Here is a 16,502-nt window from a genome sequence, read left to right on the forward strand (position 1 = left end):
GACGATCGCTATGCCGGCCTCCTGCTCCACGTTCCGCCGCGCCCTACTGGCCCTCGCGCTGGTGGCCTGCGGCATGCCGGCGCTTGCGCAGGAGACGGCTGGCCAGTCGGCCAACCAGATCGCCGCCGGTCAGGCGGTCGGCGAGGCCGTGCTGATCCCCAACCGGGTCATCTATCCCGGCGAGACCATCGAGCTCGCGGCGCTGAAGCAGGTGACGCTGGTTTCCGGCAAGCACAAGCCGGACGGCATGGCGACGCGCTCCGACGAATTGCAGGGCAAGGTCGCCAAGCGCACGCTCGTGCCCGGCCGCTATATCCCGGCTGCAGCCATCCGCGATGCCTGGCTGGTCGAACAGGGCGCTTCCGTGCAGGTCTATTTCACCGCGGGCGCGCTGACCATCTCGGCCGCCGGCGTCACCTTGCAGCCGGGCGCCGCCGGCGACCAGATCAAGATCCGCAATGTCGACAGCGGCAAGATCATTTCCGGCACGGTGATGGCCGACGGCACCATTCGGGTCGGCGCATCGTGATGCGCGCATTCGCCCTTCTGCTGAGCGCCGCCATCGGTCTTCAGCCCGCATTGGCCGACGGGCTCACGCCCAAGGCCAAGCGCGAGCTCGCCCAGAAGAATGGCGGCGTCTACGACGACCCCGAATACGATCCGGCCACCACCACGCGCATGTTCCGCGTGTCGTCGGGGCCGAGCACGCTGCCGCCCGGCCAGGTCGCCGCGCGCATCAAGGATATTGCCCAGCTACAGAGCGCGCGCGACAACCAGCTCGTCGGCTACGGCCTGGTCATCGGCCTGGCGGGAACCGGCGACAGCCTGCGCAACTCGCCCTTCACCGAACAGTCGATCCGCGCCATGCTGGAGAACCTCGGCATCGCCACCGAGGGCGGCAGCGCGCGCGCCAAGAACGTCGCTGCCGTCATCGTCACCGCCAATATGCCGCCCTTCGTCCAGTCGGGCGCCCGCATCGACATCGACGTCTCCTCGATGGGCGATGCGAGCTCGCTCGCCGGCGGCACGCTCGTGATGACGCCTCTGAAAGCGGCGGACGGCGAAATCTATGCCGTTGGGCAAGGCTCGGTGATCGTGGGCGGCTTCACCGCCAAGGGCCAGGCCGAGCAGCTGACGCAAGGCGTGCCCACTGCCGGCCGTGTGCCGAATGGCGCCATCGTCGAGCGTTCGGTGCCGGCCGAGTTCGACGACCAGGGTGTGCTGACGCTGCAGTTGCGCAATCCCGACTTTTCGACCGCCATCCGCATCGCCGACGCCGTCAACGACTACACCTCGCAGCGCTTCGGCATGCGCGTCGCCGCCGAACGCGATGCCCGCACCGTGCAGATCAGGCGGCCGAAGAACGTCTCCGCGGCGCGCTTCTATGCCGAGATCGAGAACCTGGTCGTCGAGTCGGATGCGCCGGCCCGCGTCGTTATCGACGAGCGCACCGGCACCATCGTCATCGGCAACAACGTCAAGATCTCGCGCGTGGCGATCAGCCACGGCACGCTCACCGTGCGCATCACCGAAGCGCCGAAGGTGGTTCAGCCGGAACCCTTCTCCAGGGGCGTCACCGCAGTCGAACCCTTCACCGCTATCGAAGCCACGCGACCCGACGCGCGCGTTGCCGTGCTCGACGGCCCTGACCTGGAAACGCTTGTCTCCGGCCTCAACCGCCTGGGTGTGAAACCCGACGGCATCATCGCCATCCTGCAAGGCATCAAGTCGGCCGGCGCCCTGCAGGCCGATCTGGTTCTCCAATAGGCACGCCGATGATCGAGCTCCTCTCTTCAAGACCGCATCCTGGAATGAGCCTGCTCGCAGCTGCCGCGATCGTTGCACTGCTGGGCGGCACCGCCCGCGCGGACGAAGTGCGCCAGGTGCTGCCCGGCGGACAGGCGCCGGCCCAGCCGACCCAGCTCGCGCGCGTGAAGGCGCCGGACGAAAGCGAGATCCAGCGCTTCTGCTCCAACATCGCCGATGCCGCGCGCGACCGCCGCTACGCCCTGCAAGCCGAGGAGTTGAAGCAGCTGCAGGCCGGTATCGACGAGCGCATGAAGGCGCTGGAGGCAAAGCGCACCGAATACGAGGAATGGCTGAAGCGCCGCGAAGTGTTCCTGGCGCGCGCCGAGGACAGCGTGGTCAAGATCTATGCCGGCATGAAGCCCGACGCCGCGGCCGAGCGGCTGGCGATGGTCAATGCCGAGCTCGCGGCCGCCATCCTGATGAAGCTCGATTCGCGCAAGGCCGGCGTCATCCTCAACGAAATGGACCAGAAGGCGGCGGCGACGCTCACCGGCATCATGGCCAGCGCGGCGCGAAGGGTTGATCCGTCATGAAGTTGAAGTTGCTCGTTCTTGTAGCGGTTGCGGCGCTGTCCGGCTGCGGCACCGACCTCAAGGAGGTCGGCCGGGAGCCGGCATTGTCGCCCGTCGGCTCCGGCATCGGCAATGGCGGCGCGGCTCCCTACTCCTATCCCGAACCGCCGGCGACGCCGGTGAAGAAATTCTCGCTGTGGGACGACCGGCAGAGCAGGCTCTTCACCGATCCGCGGGCGCTGCGGGAAGGCGACATCCTGACCGTCAACATCAAGCTCAACGACAAGGCCAATTTCAAGAACCAGAACGACCGCAGCCGTACAGCGGCGCGGAAGCTCGGCTATGACGTCACTCTTGGATGGGACGGCAAGAGCACCAGCGGCAAGGGCGATGCGGGCTTAAGCTCCAGCACCGAGACCAACGCCGACGGCGAGATCAAGCGCTCGGAGAACCTCGAGCTCAATGTCGCAGCCGTCGTCACCGAAGTGCTGCCCAACGGCAATCTGATGATCAGGGGCTCGCAGGAGGTGCGCGTCAACTACGAGCTTCGGGTCCTCACCATCGCCGGCATGGTGCGTCCCTCCGACATCGGCGCGGAAAATACGATCCCCTACGAGCGCATCGCCGAGGCACGCATCTCCTATGGCGGCCGCGGCCGTGTGATGGAGGTCCAGCAGCCGGCCTACGGTCAGCAGATCCTCGACCAGGTTCTTCCTTTCTAGGCCGGGGAGGTCGCTGTCCATGGCAAATGTCGAGCAGGCGCAGCCCAAGAAAGGACCATCGCTGGTGGTCCAGCTCGCCATGCTGCTGGTCATGACGGGCGCGGCCATCGGCTTGGGCTGGGTCTCGGGCGGTTATCTCAAGCAGGGAGAGGCCCCGGCGCCGGTGCCTGCCGCACCTGAGAACGCCGGCACACCCGAGAAGCCGGCCGACGCCGGTAAACCTGGCGCTGCCGGACCGACGCTGGTTCAGCTGGCGCCGATCACCACCAACATCGCTTCGCCGAGCGAGGTCTGGATCAGGCTGGAGGCATCGGTGCTCTACGACGCGCCGCAACCGCCGGAGATGACCGAGCAGATCCACCAGGATCTGCTCGCATTCGTGCGCACGCTGAAGATGCACCAGATCGAGGGCGCCAGCGGTTACCAGCACCTAAAGGCCGATCTCGACGAGCGGGCAGCGCTGCGCAGCGGCGGCCATGCCAAACAGGTACTCATCAGGACGATGCTGCTCGAATGAGAAAATTGCTTATCGCCACCGCGCTCATCGTCGTCACCACCTCTGTCGCCGCGGCCCAGCAACTCGATCTCGGCGGCATCGGCAAGGCCGACGGTACCACGGTCGGCTACCTCATCCAGATGTTCGGCCTGCTTACCGTGCTTTCGGTGGCGCCGGGCCTGCTGATCATGGTGACCAGCTTCACCCGTTTCGTCATTGCCTTCTCGATCCTGCGCGCCGGCATCGGCCTGCAGTCGACGCCCGCCAATCTGATCCTTATCTCGCTGTCGCTGTTCATGACCTTCTATGTCATGGCCCCGACCTTCGACCAGGCCTGGAACACAGGCGTCAAGCCGTTGATGGACAACCAGATCACCCAGGCCGAAGCCTTCGACAAGATCTCGGATCCGTTCCGCACCTTCATGCTGCACAATGTGCGCGACAAGGATTTCGACCTCTTCGCCGATCTCGCTCGCGAGCGCGGGCAGACCGTCTCGCGCGACACCGTCGACCTGCGCATCCTGGTGCCGGCCTTCATGATCTCCGAGATCAGGCGCGGCTTCGAGATCGGCTTCCTGATCGTGCTGCCATTCCTCGTCATCGATCTCATCGTCGCCACCGTCACCATGGCCATGGGCATGATGATGCTGCCGCCGACGGTGGTCTCCCTGCCGTTCAAAATCATGTTTTTCGTGCTGATCGACGGCTGGAACCTTCTGGTCGGCAGCCTGGTGAGGTCCTTTACCTGACCGGCCCTGCCGGGAAGTTCCCAAGACGGCGCTCATTGGGCTGACGGCTTGGGTGCTGGAGGTTTGGGCTGCGGAAGCCGGCGTGAATTTCCGCGAATTATTTTCGATTAACTGTCCGATTTAGTCCTTTGGTAGGGACTTGCCGCCATAGTCGCTCGCAGATGGCGGGTGACCGGTCGCAACGGTCATGGGCATGATGCCGCACCGTCATACCGGACATACCGGTATGTCAAAAAAATCCGTGTAAAATCAAGGTACGAGTATCATGGCCAGTATCATGACCAATGCCTCGGCGCTGACCGCGCTGCAGAGCTTGAACGCCACCCAGAAGAACCTCGACACCACCCAGGCCCGCATCTCGACGGGTTATCGCGTCTCGCAGGCTTCGGACAACGCCGCCTACTGGTCGATCGCCACCACGATGCGCTCCGACAACCAGGCGATGTCCACCGTTTCGGACGCGCTCGGCCTCGGCGCCTCGAAGGTCGACACCGCCTATACCGGCATGAGCAGCGCGATTACCACCATCAACCAGATCCAGCAGAAGCTGACCGCATCCTACGGCCAGACGGATGCCTCCAAGGAGAAGACCCAGACCGAAATCAAGGCGCTTCAGGATCAGTTGAAGGCTTACGCCGACGGCGCCACCTTCTCCGGCACCAACATGCTGTCGGTGAACAGCGGCACGGCCACCGCCGCTGCCGACGTGAAGATCGTTTCGGCCTTCAACCGCAGCGCCGCCGGCGCGGTTTCGATCTCGACGATCGACGTCAACGTCGAAAGCATCAAGCTCTATGAAGCCGGCACCACGGCGGGAACAGTGAAGGGTATCCTCGACGCCGACCGCGTCGGCTCGACCGGTGCCATCACCGCCACGGCCTCGAACCCGACCCTGGGCAATGCTGCGGTAGCGGGCACCGACACCTACTCGGTCGCCAGCCTGAAGATCTTTGACTCGGCAACGAGCAAGGGGGCCAGCGACAGCCAGATCGCGGAGATGATGAATGTCGTCGACACCGCGCTCAAGGCCATGACGACCGCCGCCACCAAGCTCGGCGCCGCCAAGAGCTCGATCGACCTGCAGAAGACCTTCACGCAGAGCCTGATGGACTCCATCGACCGCGGCGTCGGCCAGCTCGTCGATGCCGACATGAACAAGGAATCGACCCGCCTCCAGGCCCTGCAGGTTCAGCAGCAGCTCGGCGTCCAGGCGCTGTCGATCGCCAACAGCTCCTCGCAGTCGATCCTGTCGCTCTTCCGCGGCTGATCGCGCTAGAACCGCCCAGGCAACACGATCGGGCCGCGCCAAAAGCGCGGCCCGATTTGCGTTTGCTGATGCATGTTGCCCAAGTGTGCGCAGCGGTTTTGGAGCAGCCACATGCATCAAAACGAAAACTTGAAGCGCGTCGCCTGAATCCATTTCGACACGACGCGCTCAAGGCTCGCGCAACCCTCGTTCCTTAACCTCTCAAAAGCTGACTTTTAACAACGCGTTAACCATATCGAGCTAGTTATGGCTAACCGTTAGCTTACGACAGGTTGTCGAATCGGCCCGACCGGCGCGATCGCAGCCGATGGGCAGGCCGATACGGCCGGTGTGGCATGCCGGCTTTAGAGAAGGAGCGAGTTTCTTGGCGAGCATCATGACGAACGCTGCGGCGTTGACTGCACTTCAAAGCCTCAACGCCACCAACAAATCGCTCGAACAGACCCAGGCCCGGATCTCGACCGGCTACAGGGTCTCCGAAGCCTCCGACAATGCCGCCTATTGGTCGATCGCCACCACGATGCGCTCCGACAACGCGGCGCTCTCGACGGTGCAGGACGCGCTCGGCCTCGGCGCCTCGAAGGTCGACACTGCCTACACCGGCATGAACAACGTCCTTTCGACGATCGGTCAGATCAAGACCAAGCTGCTTGCAAGCGTCGGCCAGTCGGACGCCAACAAGGCAAAGACGCAGACCGAAATCACCGCGCTTCAGGCACAGATGAAGTCCTTTGCCGATGCCGCCACCTTCTCCGGCTCGAATTTCCTTTCGGTGACATCCAAGCAGGTCGCCGCCGCCAATGACGGCGTCCAGCCCGACGCCAAGATCGTCTCCTCGTTCAACCGCTCCTCATCCGGCGCCATCTCGCTCGGAACCATCGACATCGATGTCGAGAGCACCAAGCTGTTCGATTCCGGTCTCGCCACCGACGTCAAGAACTACGGCATTCTCGACCGCCAGACCTCGATCTACTCCACGGCTGCGGACCAATCCGCGTACGACGCCGCCTATGCCGCCGCGATCGCCGGCGGCGCCACCGACATCGCCGCCAATACCGCGGGCCAGTCCGCTGTATCCGGCACGCCCACCAAGATCGACAACGTCTCCGCCTACAATCTCGACATCACGGCGGCGGGCGTGACCGACGACATCATCACGCAGATGATCACCAAGATCGACAACGTCATGAGTCAGCTCACCGACTCCGCCACCATCCTCGGCGCGGCCAAGAGCAGCATCGATCTGCAGAAGACCTTCACGCAGAGCCTGATGGACTCTATCGACCGCGGCGTCGGCCAGCTCGTCGATGCCGACATGAACAAGGAATCGACCCGCCTCCAGGCCCTGCAGGTGCAGCAGCAGCTCGGCATCCAGTCGCTCTCGATCGCCAACAGCTCCTCGCAGTCGATCCTGTCGCTGTTCAAGAACGGCTAAGCCGCTTGATCCTCCCGACGCCCTGATCTTCCTGATCGATACAAAGGCCGCGCCTGAGGCGCGGCCTTTGTAGTTCGAGGTAAGGTCCTTGAGGTTGCGGCCTAGCCGGCATTTCGACGGCTGCCCTATCATCCTCGCACAAGCTTCGCGGTCTAGTCTTCCGGCGGACAGTCATGCTGGGAGCGGTTGAATCGTGCCGGAACAGATCCAGAGCCTCATCGCGAACCTTCGCGGATTCGGCGTCAGGCGTCTCGCTCTCATGGGCGGCATCGCCGCGCTGGTCATGGCCGTCATCGGCGTCGCCTCGGTCTACCTCAACCGTCCGGCCTACGAGACGCTCTATGTCGGGCTCGACCGCAACGATGTGAATCAGATTGGCCTGGTGTTGGGCGAGGCCGGCATCGGCTTCGATGTCGGCGCCGACGGAACATCCGTGCTAGTGCCGGCCGGTACCACCGCGCAGGCGCGCATGCTGCTTGCTGAAAAGGGCCTGCCGACCAGCGCCAACGCCGGCTACGAGCTGTTCGACAATGTCGGCTCGCTTGGCCTGACATCGTTCATGCAGCAGATCACCCGCGTGCGCGCGCTGGAAGGCGAGATCGCGCGCACCATCCAGTCGATCGCCGGCGTCAAGGCGGCGCGCGTCCACATCGTCATGTCCGAGCGCGCCAATTTCCGCCGCGACGAGCAGCAGCCTTCGGCTTCGGTGGTCATCCGCTACGCCGGCGCCGATGCCGAGAAGAGCGCGCAGTCGATCCGCCACCTGGTCGCCGCCGCCGTTCCCGGCCTTTCGGCCGATAAGGTCACAGTGCTCGATTCCAACGGCAACCTGCTCGCCGCCGGTGACGATCCCTCCAATACCAGCGCTGCCCGCACGCTCGGCGTCGAGCAGACGGTCGAGGCGCAGATCGGCGACAACATCCGCCGCGCGCTCACCCCCTATCTCGGTCCCGACAATTTCCGCGCCAGCGTCAAGGCCGATGTCAACACCGACACCCGCCAGACCGAGGAGACGATCTTCGATCCGGAATCCCGCGTCGAGCGCTCAGTGCAGTCGGTGCGCACCAACGAGGCCAGCAACCAGAAACAGGCCTCGACCCCGACCAGCGTCGAGCAGAACCTTCCCGAGACGCAGACGACCGCCACCGAGGGACCGCAGTCCTCCTCGCAGAACGACCGCAAGGAAGAAATCACCAATTACGAGATCAACTCCAAGAAGATCGCCACCGTCTCCAATGGCTATTCGGTGACCAAGATGTCGATTGCCGTCGTCGTCAACCAGGATCGGCTCAAGACCATTCTCGGCAAGGACGCCACCCCCGAGCAGATCGCCAAGCGCGTCGCCGATATCCAGAAGATGGTGGCCTCCGCCACCGGCTTCGATGAGAAGCGCGGCGATGTCATCGACGTCTCGTCGGTCGAGTTCATCGACGGGCTGGACGGCGAGCCGGTCGATCAGCCGGGCATGCTCGCCTCGATCGGCACGCATGCCGGCACGCTCATCAATGCCGGTGCCTTCATCGTCGTCGTGTTCCTGGTCGCCTTCTTCGGCTTGTGGCCGATGGCGACGGCGCTGACGGCATCATCGGCGAAGCCCGCAGCCATCGCCGGCCCGAGCTTCGACGATGTCCAGCGCTCGCTGCCGACGCCTGACGCACCGGTGGCCGCGATCGCTTCCGACACACCGGCCGGCGCCTTGCCGGGCGCCCGCCCCGGCTCCACCCCGCTCGACGATCTGCGCCAGAAGATCCGGCCGGCGCCGCAGGAACGGCTGGCCCGCATGGTCGACCTCAATGAAGAACGCACTGCCCAGATCCTGCGCAAATGGGCGGCCGCCCCGGAAGCAGCGGGTTAAGCCATGGCTTCGGCAGCCCTCTTCGACCTCCTGCCCGATTTCGGATCCCGCGCCTCGAAACCCAGCCAGGCGCCGGCAGCACCTGACAACGAGCGCACACCGGATACGGCCCCGCCGCAGGCCGACATCGGCGCACTGATCGCCGAGGCCGTGGCCGATGCGGAAGCAGCGCTCGAGGCCCGCCTCGCGGCCGCCCATCAGGCGGCGCTCGAGGCCGAACGCCGGGCCAATGACGATGCGGCGAATGCGTTCCTCGAAAGCTTCGGCGGCGATCTCGGCGCGGCGATCACGACGCGCATCGATGCCATGGAGGCGCGTGTTGCCGAGCTCACCGCCGCCGCCGTCGCCCGCATCATCGGCGGCATCGTTAGCGACGATCTGCAAAAGCGCTCGCTCGAAGCTCTTGCCTGCGCCATCAGCGCCGCGATTGGCGACAGTGAGGCCGTGCGCATCGGCGTGCGCGGGCCGCTGTCGCTGTTCGAGCCGCTGAAGGCGGCGCTTGGGCTCCGCGCGGCCAATCTCGATTTTACCGAAGCCCCAGGCTTCGACCTGACCGTGATCATCGACGAAACCGTGTTCGAGACGCGCATCGCCGAGTGGTCGGCTTCCCTGTCCGAGGTCCTGTCATGAGCGATGTCGGCCACGGCGAAGCCGCCCACGAGATCATCATCGTCAAGCGCAACCACGACGGCCACGACGACGGCCATCATGGCGGCGTCTGGAAGATCGCCTTCGCCGATTTCATGACCGCGATGATGTGCTTCTTCCTCGTCATGTGGCTGATCAACGCCGCCAACGAGCAGACCAAGGCGGCGGTCGCCAGCTACTTCAATCCGGTCGAGCTGATCGACCGCAACTCCAGCCGCAAAGGCCTCGAAGATCTCGGCGACGGTCCGAGCAAGGTTGGCCTCACCGCCGACAACCCGCAGGACGGCGCAAGCAAGGCCGGCGAGAACGGCAAGGGCGGTGCCGGCTCTTCCGACAGGCGACAGACCAAGGAAGCGTCGCAGAAGTCATCCGACCTATCCGACGAGCATCTGTTTGCCGATCCCTATGCCGTGCTGTCTGAGATCGCCACCGACACCGGCGTGATGCAGAATGTCAGCGCCAAGGGCGAAGGCGGGGCGCAGAACGCCGGTCCGGCGACCGGCGCTTCCGGCGGCGAATCCTATCGCGATCCTTTCGCGCCGGATTTCTGGTCGCAGCAGGTGGCGACGCCTGGCGCCGAAGCAAGTGCTGAACGGAGCAAGATCGAAGGCGACCCGGCCAAGCCCGGCGAAAAGGTCGCCGAAACCGAAGTGCCGAAGGTCAAGGCCGTTCCGCCCGCGCCGCAGCTGGATGCTCCGCTCGAGCCGTTGGCCGCGCCCGAAAAACCCGAGACCACGACGGCTGCGGCCGAAGCCGAGAAGCCTGCGGTCAAGGAGATCAAGGGCGAGAAAGCTCAAGGCGAAAAGGCCGAGGCGGAAGCGGTCAAGGCAGCCGAAGCCGCGAAGGCCGAAGAGGCAAAGGCCGAGGCGACGCAAGCGTCCGACAAAGGCGAGAAAGCCCCGAGCAGGGCCGCGCTCAAGGCCGCGGCAGAGATCAAGCAGGAACTGGCCAAGGCCTTCGCGCCGGGTGAAAAGCTGGCGCAGGGCGTCTCCGTCGAGGCCACCGACAAGGGCGTCGTTATCTCGATCACCGACCAGCTCGACTTCGGTATGTTCGAGATCGGCTCGGCCGTGCCGCGCCGCGAATTGGTGCTGGCGATGGAGAAGATCGGCCACATCGTCAACGAGAAGAAGGGCCCGATCACCATCAGCGGCCATACCGACGCGCGGCCGTTCCGCAGCGATACCTACGACAACTGGCGGCTGTCCACCGCCCGCGCCCATTCCGCCTACTACATGCTCGTGCGCGGCGGCGTCGAGGAACGCCGCATCACCGAGGTCGCCGGCTTCGCGGACCGCCAGCCCAAGATCCCGTCCGATCCGCTGGCGGCCGCGAACCGTCGCATCGAGATCCTGATGGCGACCGGCGGATGAGAGGCAGGACCGTCATCGGCCGCGCCGTCGGGCTGCTGCTGCTCGCTGCAGGATCACCGGCTGCGGCTTTCGCACAGGATGATGGCTTGCAGCCTTATCAGCTGGTGCGCTCGCTGCAGCTGATCCAGGACCGCATCGCCGGCGGCGACCATGCTGCGCTGCCGATGCAGGCCAAGCTTCTCGAAATGACCGATGCCAGGCTTCGCACCGCCGATGCCGAGGATTTCAAGGATCCGAAGAACTTTCGTGCGCTTCTCGTCTACGGCATGAGCGGCGGCAATCCGGTCACGGTCGAGGCGGCGGCTTCGCGTGCGACGACCGACCCGCAGAGCCTTGCCATCGCCAAGGGTGTCGTCGCCTACCTGAACGGGCGGCCGGCCGCCGCAATCGAAATCCTGAAGCCGATCGATCCGATGAGCGTGCCGCCCGACCTCGGCGCCTTCCTGGCGCTGGTCAAAGGGTCGCTGCTTGCGACCGACGAGCCCGCCGCGGCGCTCACCTTGCTGGACGAGGCCCGCCTGCTCAGCCCCGGCACGCTGGTCGAGGAAGCGGCGTTGCGCCGCTCGGTCGGCCTCGCCGCGGCACAGGGTGACGCCGCCCGCTTCGCGCTCGCCTCGACCCAGTATGTCGCGAGCTATCTCTACTCCCCCTATGCCAGCCAGTTCGCCGATTCCTTCGTCTCCGGCGTCATTCAACTCCACATGTCGATCAGCCAGGACAAGCTCGCCGACATCACCTCGATGATGGACCCCGAGCGCGAAAAGGTGATCTACCTGCGCATTGCCCGCCGCGCCGCCATCGACGGGCTGGCCGACCTTTCCGCCTTCGCCTCGGCCCGGGCCGAGCAGGGTCGCAACGGCCAGGGCAATCAGGACGACCCGCGCACCGTGCTTTATTCGAGCCTTTCCACGGTGACATCGGCCACGATCGACAATGTGCGCGCCAGGCTCGGCAAGATCGATCGCGGCAAGCTTTCGGAGAGCGACCGCGCCTTGCTCGATGCGGCGCAGGCCGTTGCCGGCGAGGTCGTCGCTCCTGTCCCGGCGGCCATCAAGGACAATCCTGCGAAGAGCGATGCGACGAAACCCGCGGCCGAAGCCGAGGCTGCTAACCAGGCCGACGCCGAAGCCTTGCCGCCGGTGGAAGGCGCGATGACCGAGCAGCCGGCCGTTGCGGCCGCGGCTCCGGCGCCGCCGGCCCCGCCAGCGACGGCTCAGTCCGCGGACGCGTCGCCCGCGGCGGCGCCGGCGCAAGCCGAAATGCCGCCTGTGTTGCCTGCGTCGGGGCCTGCGGCCAATTCGGGACTTGATCCGCACGATCCCACCGACGCCGCGATGCTCAACGCGCGTCGTCAGCTCGACCAGATTGACCAATTGCTCGGAGCCGCTCCCAAATGACCAGTGTCAGCCAGACCTTGACGGTACCAGGCTCCGTCCACGCCCAGTCGCGGCAGAATACCGCTGATGGGAAGGAGCAAGGTTCGGATTTCGGCAAGATGGTGCATGGCACCGACAAGCCGGCTCAGCACGGCAAACAGTCGGCCGAGCCATTGTCCTCGGACGCGCATCCGGCGAGGCGCGTTTTCGCCGACCCGGCCAGGGCGCAGCCCGACCAGGATGGACAGAACAAGACCGCTTCGCAAAAGCCGGCGGCTGGAAAAGCCACGAGGAACAACGCCGATGCCGATAATGAGGTCGCCGACGACGCCGGCGCCGAGGCGCGATCGTCCAACGCCGCTCCGTTTCAGGATCGCCTGCCCTTGCTGATGGCGCTGAGCGACATCCGCCATTTCACTGCGTCGCCGAACGTCGATCGCGGCGCATCCGCGGAGGGAGAGGCAGAGATCCCGTCCTCCGTCGACCGGTCCGCATCTGCGCAGCCAGCGATCCGCCAGGGCAGACGCGCACCGGCCGACAACGCCGAGGCGCCCGCGCCGTTGCCGCGCCCCGGCCGCGCGTCGACGGCGGCCGAGAAATCCGGACCCGACTTCGGACAGAAACCAACCAGCGTCAGTCCGGCCGCGGACGCATTGGTCCGCAAAGATGACATCCTGCCTGGAACGCAAGAAACCGAGACCAGCGCCGCAGCCCCGCAAGGCTGGCGGCCGGCAGCCGCCCAGAAGACCGCGCAGACGGCGCAATCCGTCGCGTCGATCAATCAGGCCAAGCCATCCTCCGCCGCCGGGCGCATGGACATCGTCGGTCAGCAGAGCTTCCCGGCGCCGGCACAAAATCCGATAAGCCAGACGGCATCGGCGCTCGTTGAGGCGATCGCCTCGGACAATGGCGTCCAGCAGGCCTTTTCCAGCGCCTCGATCGCCTCGCAAACGGCGAATTCTGTTGCCGTTCCGACACATGTCCTGAAGATCGAGCTGCACCCTTCGGAACTCGGCATGGTCACCGCCAGCCTGCGGCTTTCGGGAGAGCAGCTCTCGATTGAGATGAAGCCGGAGACGCATGAGGCGTACCGTCGTCTGTCCGCCGACAGCGACGCGATCGTCAAGTCCATGCGCGATCTTGGTTTCGCGGTCGATCAGGTCACCATCCTGCAACCCTCGATAGCAGTTCATTCGGCCGCGCGCGCCGACGCAAACAGCGCCCTGCCGATGTCGGCGGGCCGCGACCAGCCTTCGTTCCAGCCGGGGAATTCGGGCGGCAACAGCGCCGGCGGCGATCGGCAACCGGGAAGGAACGACGGCAATGGCGCACAGGAATTCGGCCGCGCTGCTTCGCCTCTTCGCGAGCGCGCTGGCGACGATATGTATATCTAGCCTGACCGCCGGCGCAGCCAAAGCAGCCGCCAATCCCTGCGAGCCGGAGATCCTGCGTGCCGCCGATCGCTACGGCGTGCCGGCGGGCATCCTTTATGCGGTCGGCCTGACCGAGACGGGAAAGAAAGGCAGCCTCCAGCCCAACGCGTTGAATATAGAAGGAAAAGCAGTCTTCCCGCAGAGCCGCGGCGAGGCGCTGGCGGCATTCGAGAATGCCCGCCGCGAGGGCAAGACGCTGATCGACCTCGGCTGCATGCAGATCAACCACCGCTATCACGGCGATCATTTCCGCAGCGTCGAGGACATGCTCGACCCGCACCAGAATGTCGACTACGCGGCGCGCTTCCTGGCGAGCCTCCATGCCCGCCATATGACCTGGTCGATGGCCGTCGCGCGCTATCACGCCGGCCCCGACAACGACCCGGCGCAGAAGATCTATGTCTGCCGCGTCATCGCCAATATGGTCGCCACCGGTTTCGGCAAATGGACGCCGAACGCCAGCGCATTCTGCAAGCAATAGTTGTTACGCCAGTGACTCGTGGGCAGGTCGCCTTCGAGGCGCCGAGCGGCTGCAGTATCGTCTCCAATCCGCCGCCGCGAACGCGCCTTTGCGACCGCCTTTATTACGGGCGCCAAAAAACTCCCAAGAAAATAGCTACAAGAAATGACGGTTTTTCAGGATTCAAGGCAACGGGTACGCCTTTCGGCACGGGGCAGATGAGCTGATTCGGAGGGGTGGTCCGATGATCGTGATCGTTGATGAGCGCGAGCTCGTAACTGAGGGTTATAGCTCACTTTTCGATCGCGAAGGCGTTGCCACCGCGGGCTTCGCGCCGAACGAGTTCGGCGAGTGGGTAAGCTCCGCCGCCGACACCGATCTCAGATCCGTCAGGGCCTTCCTCATCGGCGACTGCCGCGAGGGCGCCATCTCGCCGCGCCAGATCCGCGACCGCACAGGCGCGCCGGTCATCGCGCTCAGCGAGCAGCATTCGCTGGAACACACGCTGCGGCTCTTCGAGAGCGGCGTCGACGATGTCGTCCGCAAGCCCGTCCACATCCGCGAGATTCTCGCCCGCATCACTGCCATTCGCCGCCGCGCCCACGAAGAGGCCGCCTACACCGAGGTCGGCTCGATGCGCATCTTCATGGACGGACGCGATCCGGAGATCGATGGCGAGCCGCTGCCGCTGCCGCGCCGCGAGCGGCGCATCCTCGAATACCTGGCCAGCAATCGCGGCCGGCGCGTGACCAAGACGCAGGTCTTCAACGCCATCTACGGCATCTTCGACGAAGAGGTCGAGGAAAACGTGGTCGAAAGCCACATCTCGAAGCTGCGCAAGAAGCTGCGCGAGAGGCTCGGCCACGACCCGATCGATTCCAAGCGGTTCCTCGGCTACCGGCTGGTGTTCTGATGGCCGCCGCCGGCGTTGCCCGCGCCAGCCTCGCACAAGACAGGAGGCATACCCTTACGGCCTCTGACCCAATGCATGCCGCCCAAAAGTGCGCAGTGGTGTTGGGACATGCATCGAAACAAAGACCTGAAGCGCGTCGCCTTCAATCCGTTTCGCCGCGACGCGCTTCAGGCATCGAGGAGATGTTTTTATGAGCCTCTACGGAATGATGCGGACCGGCGTTTCCGGTATGAACGCGCAGGCCAACCGCTTATCCACGGTGGCCGACAACATCGCCAACTCCGACACCACCGGCTACAAGCGCTCCTCCGCCGAATTCTCGACGCTGATCATGCCCAGCGCCGGCGGCGCCTACAATTCGGGCGGGGTCACGACAGCGATCCGCTCCGCCATCAGCTCGCAAGGCGTCCTGCAGTACACGACTTCAGTGTCCGACCTTGCCGTCAACGGCGACGGCTTCTTCGTCGTGCAGGATCCGAGCGGCACACCCTATCTGACCCGCGCCGGCGCCTTCGTTCCGGATGCTCAAGGGCGTCTGGTCAATGCCGCGGGCTACCAGCTCATGGCCTACAGCTACGCCAATGGCGATCCGGCCGCGACCGCCAACGGCTTCGAGGGCCTGGTGCCGGTGCAGATCTCCGACCAGGAGATGACAGCAACGCCCAGCACCGAAGGAAGCTTCACCGGCAACCTGCCGGCAGGCGCCACTCCGGTCGCAGCCAGCAGCCTGCCCTCCACCAACAGCGCTTCGGCGCAGTACACGTCGAAATCCTCACTGGTCGCCTACGACAATCTCGGCAACAAGGTGCTGCTCGACGTCTATTTCACCAACACCGGCTCAGGCACCTGGGAGGTCTCGGTCTTCGACCAGTCGAAGGCGACTCCAGGCACGTCCTTTCCCTATACCGGCGGCGCGCTGGGCAGCGCCAATCTCACCTTCGACACCACCACCGGCAAGCTCTCCGGCGCGACCACAGGCATCTCCTTCACGGTGCCGAACGGTTCGACTCTCAACCTCGATCTTTCCAAGCTGACGCAGCTCGGCACCGGCTTCACGGTCTCGGACGCCAAGGTCAACGGCAATGCGCCGAGCACGATCGAGAAGATCCAGATCAGCCAGGATGGCGTCATCTACGCGCAATACCAGGACGGCACCACCAAGCCGCTCTACAAGATACCGCTGGCCGACGTTCAGAGCCCCGATAACCTCACTGCGATGCCGGGCAACGTCTATGTCCAGAGCGCCGACTCCGGCGCCGTTCGCATTGGCTTTGCCAACGAAGGGAAACTTGGTTCGGTCGTCTCCGGCGCGCTCGAGAATTCCAACGTCGATATCGCCGAGGAACTGACCAACATGATCGCGGCGCAGCGCAGCTACACCGCCAATTCGAAGGTCTTCCAGACCGGTTCCGACCTCATGGATGTCCTGGTCAATCTGAAGAGATAACCCCATC

16 protein-coding genes are annotated in these 16,502 nt (G+C 65.0%); all 16 read left to right on the forward strand.

The window, feature by feature from the left end:
* The first annotated feature begins 4 nt into the window (after positions 1 to 4).
* The 16 genes from flgA to RFN28_RS03935 all read left to right on the forward strand — a co-directional run bounded on the left by flgA (position 5) and on the right by RFN28_RS03935 (position 16,495).
* The gene (flgA, locus tag RFN28_RS03860) at positions 5 to 529 is read left to right on the forward strand and encodes a flagellar basal body P-ring formation chaperone FlgA (RefSeq protein WP_430677235.1); all 525 of its coding nucleotides are present in this window, start codon (positions 5 to 7) and stop codon (positions 527 to 529) included.
* The gene (locus tag RFN28_RS03865) at positions 526 to 1,767 is read left to right on the forward strand and encodes a flagellar basal body P-ring protein FlgI (protein WP_320286048.1); all 1,242 of its coding nucleotides are present in this window, start codon (positions 526 to 528) and stop codon (positions 1,765 to 1,767) included. Before flgA ends, RFN28_RS03865 begins: the two co-directional genes overlap by 4 nt.
* A gap of 44 nt (positions 1,768 to 1,811) precedes the next feature.
* Positions 1,812 to 2,342, forward strand: coding sequence for a MotE family protein (locus RFN28_RS03870; protein WP_320286049.1), 531 nt, complete (start codon positions 1,812 to 1,814; stop codon positions 2,340 to 2,342).
* Positions 2,339 to 3,043, forward strand: coding sequence for a flagellar basal body L-ring protein FlgH (flgH, locus tag RFN28_RS03875; RefSeq protein WP_320286050.1), 705 nt, complete (start codon positions 2,339 to 2,341; stop codon positions 3,041 to 3,043). The genes RFN28_RS03870 and flgH overlap by 4 nt, the downstream gene beginning before the upstream one ends.
* A gap of 19 nt (positions 3,044 to 3,062) precedes the next feature.
* Positions 3,063 to 3,560 (forward strand): flagellar basal body-associated FliL family protein, encoded by a 498-nt coding sequence (locus tag RFN28_RS03880; protein ID WP_320286051.1) that lies wholly within the window; start codon positions 3,063 to 3,065, stop codon positions 3,558 to 3,560.
* On the forward strand, positions 3,557 to 4,288 hold the full coding sequence (gene fliP, locus RFN28_RS03885) for a flagellar type III secretion system pore protein FliP (RefSeq protein ID WP_320286052.1): 732 nt from the start codon (positions 3,557 to 3,559) through the stop codon (positions 4,286 to 4,288). The genes RFN28_RS03880 and fliP overlap by 4 nt, the downstream gene beginning before the upstream one ends.
* Before the next feature lie 265 nt (positions 4,289 to 4,553).
* A complete protein-coding gene (locus tag RFN28_RS03890) occupies positions 4,554 to 5,555 on the forward strand; it encodes a flagellin N-terminal helical domain-containing protein (RefSeq protein WP_320286053.1) in 1,002 nt (333 codons plus the stop codon).
* Positions 5,556 to 5,919: 364 nt separating this feature from the next.
* On the forward strand, positions 5,920 to 6,990 hold the full coding sequence (locus RFN28_RS03895; RefSeq protein WP_320286054.1) for a flagellin N-terminal helical domain-containing protein: 1,071 nt from the start codon (positions 5,920 to 5,922) through the stop codon (positions 6,988 to 6,990).
* Positions 6,991 to 7,183: 193 nt separating this feature from the next.
* Positions 7,184 to 8,845: a flagellar basal-body MS-ring/collar protein FliF gene (fliF, locus tag RFN28_RS03900; RefSeq protein ID WP_320286055.1), complete on the forward strand. Its 1,662-nt coding sequence runs from the start codon at positions 7,184 to 7,186 to the stop codon at positions 8,843 to 8,845.
* 3 nt (positions 8,846 to 8,848) lie between these two features.
* Entirely contained in the window at positions 8,849 to 9,475 is a 627-nt protein-coding gene (locus RFN28_RS03905) for a hypothetical protein (protein ID WP_320286056.1), read from the forward strand.
* Positions 9,472 to 10,866 carry a MotB family protein gene (locus RFN28_RS03910; RefSeq protein ID WP_320286057.1) on the forward strand — a complete coding sequence of 465 codons (1,395 nt, stop codon included), beginning with the start codon at positions 9,472 to 9,474 and terminating at the stop codon, positions 10,864 to 10,866. The genes RFN28_RS03905 and RFN28_RS03910 overlap by 4 nt, the downstream gene beginning before the upstream one ends.
* Positions 10,863 to 12,263, forward strand: a complete 1,401-nt coding sequence (locus tag RFN28_RS03915) for a MotC family chemotaxis protein (protein ID WP_320286058.1) — start codon at positions 10,863 to 10,865, stop codon at positions 12,261 to 12,263. Before RFN28_RS03910 ends, RFN28_RS03915 begins: the two co-directional genes overlap by 4 nt.
* Complete coding sequence (gene fliK / locus RFN28_RS03920) at positions 12,260 to 13,636, forward strand: flagellar hook-length control protein FliK (RefSeq protein ID WP_320286059.1); 1,377 nt, start codon at positions 12,260 to 12,262, stop codon at positions 13,634 to 13,636. The genes RFN28_RS03915 and fliK overlap by 4 nt, the downstream gene beginning before the upstream one ends.
* Complete coding sequence (locus RFN28_RS03925; protein WP_320286060.1) at positions 13,566 to 14,156, forward strand: lytic transglycosylase domain-containing protein; 591 nt, start codon at positions 13,566 to 13,568, stop codon at positions 14,154 to 14,156. Before fliK ends, RFN28_RS03925 begins: the two co-directional genes overlap by 71 nt.
* 223 nt (positions 14,157 to 14,379) lie before the next feature.
* Positions 14,380 to 15,048 carry a response regulator transcription factor gene (locus tag RFN28_RS03930; protein WP_320286061.1) on the forward strand — a complete coding sequence of 223 codons (669 nt, stop codon included), beginning with the start codon at positions 14,380 to 14,382 and terminating at the stop codon, positions 15,046 to 15,048.
* 190 nt (positions 15,049 to 15,238) lie between these two features.
* Positions 15,239 to 16,495, forward strand: a complete 1,257-nt coding sequence (locus RFN28_RS03935; RefSeq protein WP_320286062.1) for a flagellar hook protein FlgE — start codon at positions 15,239 to 15,241, stop codon at positions 16,493 to 16,495.
* Positions 16,496 to 16,502 lie beyond the last annotated feature (7 nt).

This window comes from Mesorhizobium album, from assembly GCF_033977205.1.
Taxonomy (GTDB): domain Bacteria; phylum Pseudomonadota; class Alphaproteobacteria; order Rhizobiales; family Rhizobiaceae; genus Mesorhizobium; species Mesorhizobium album.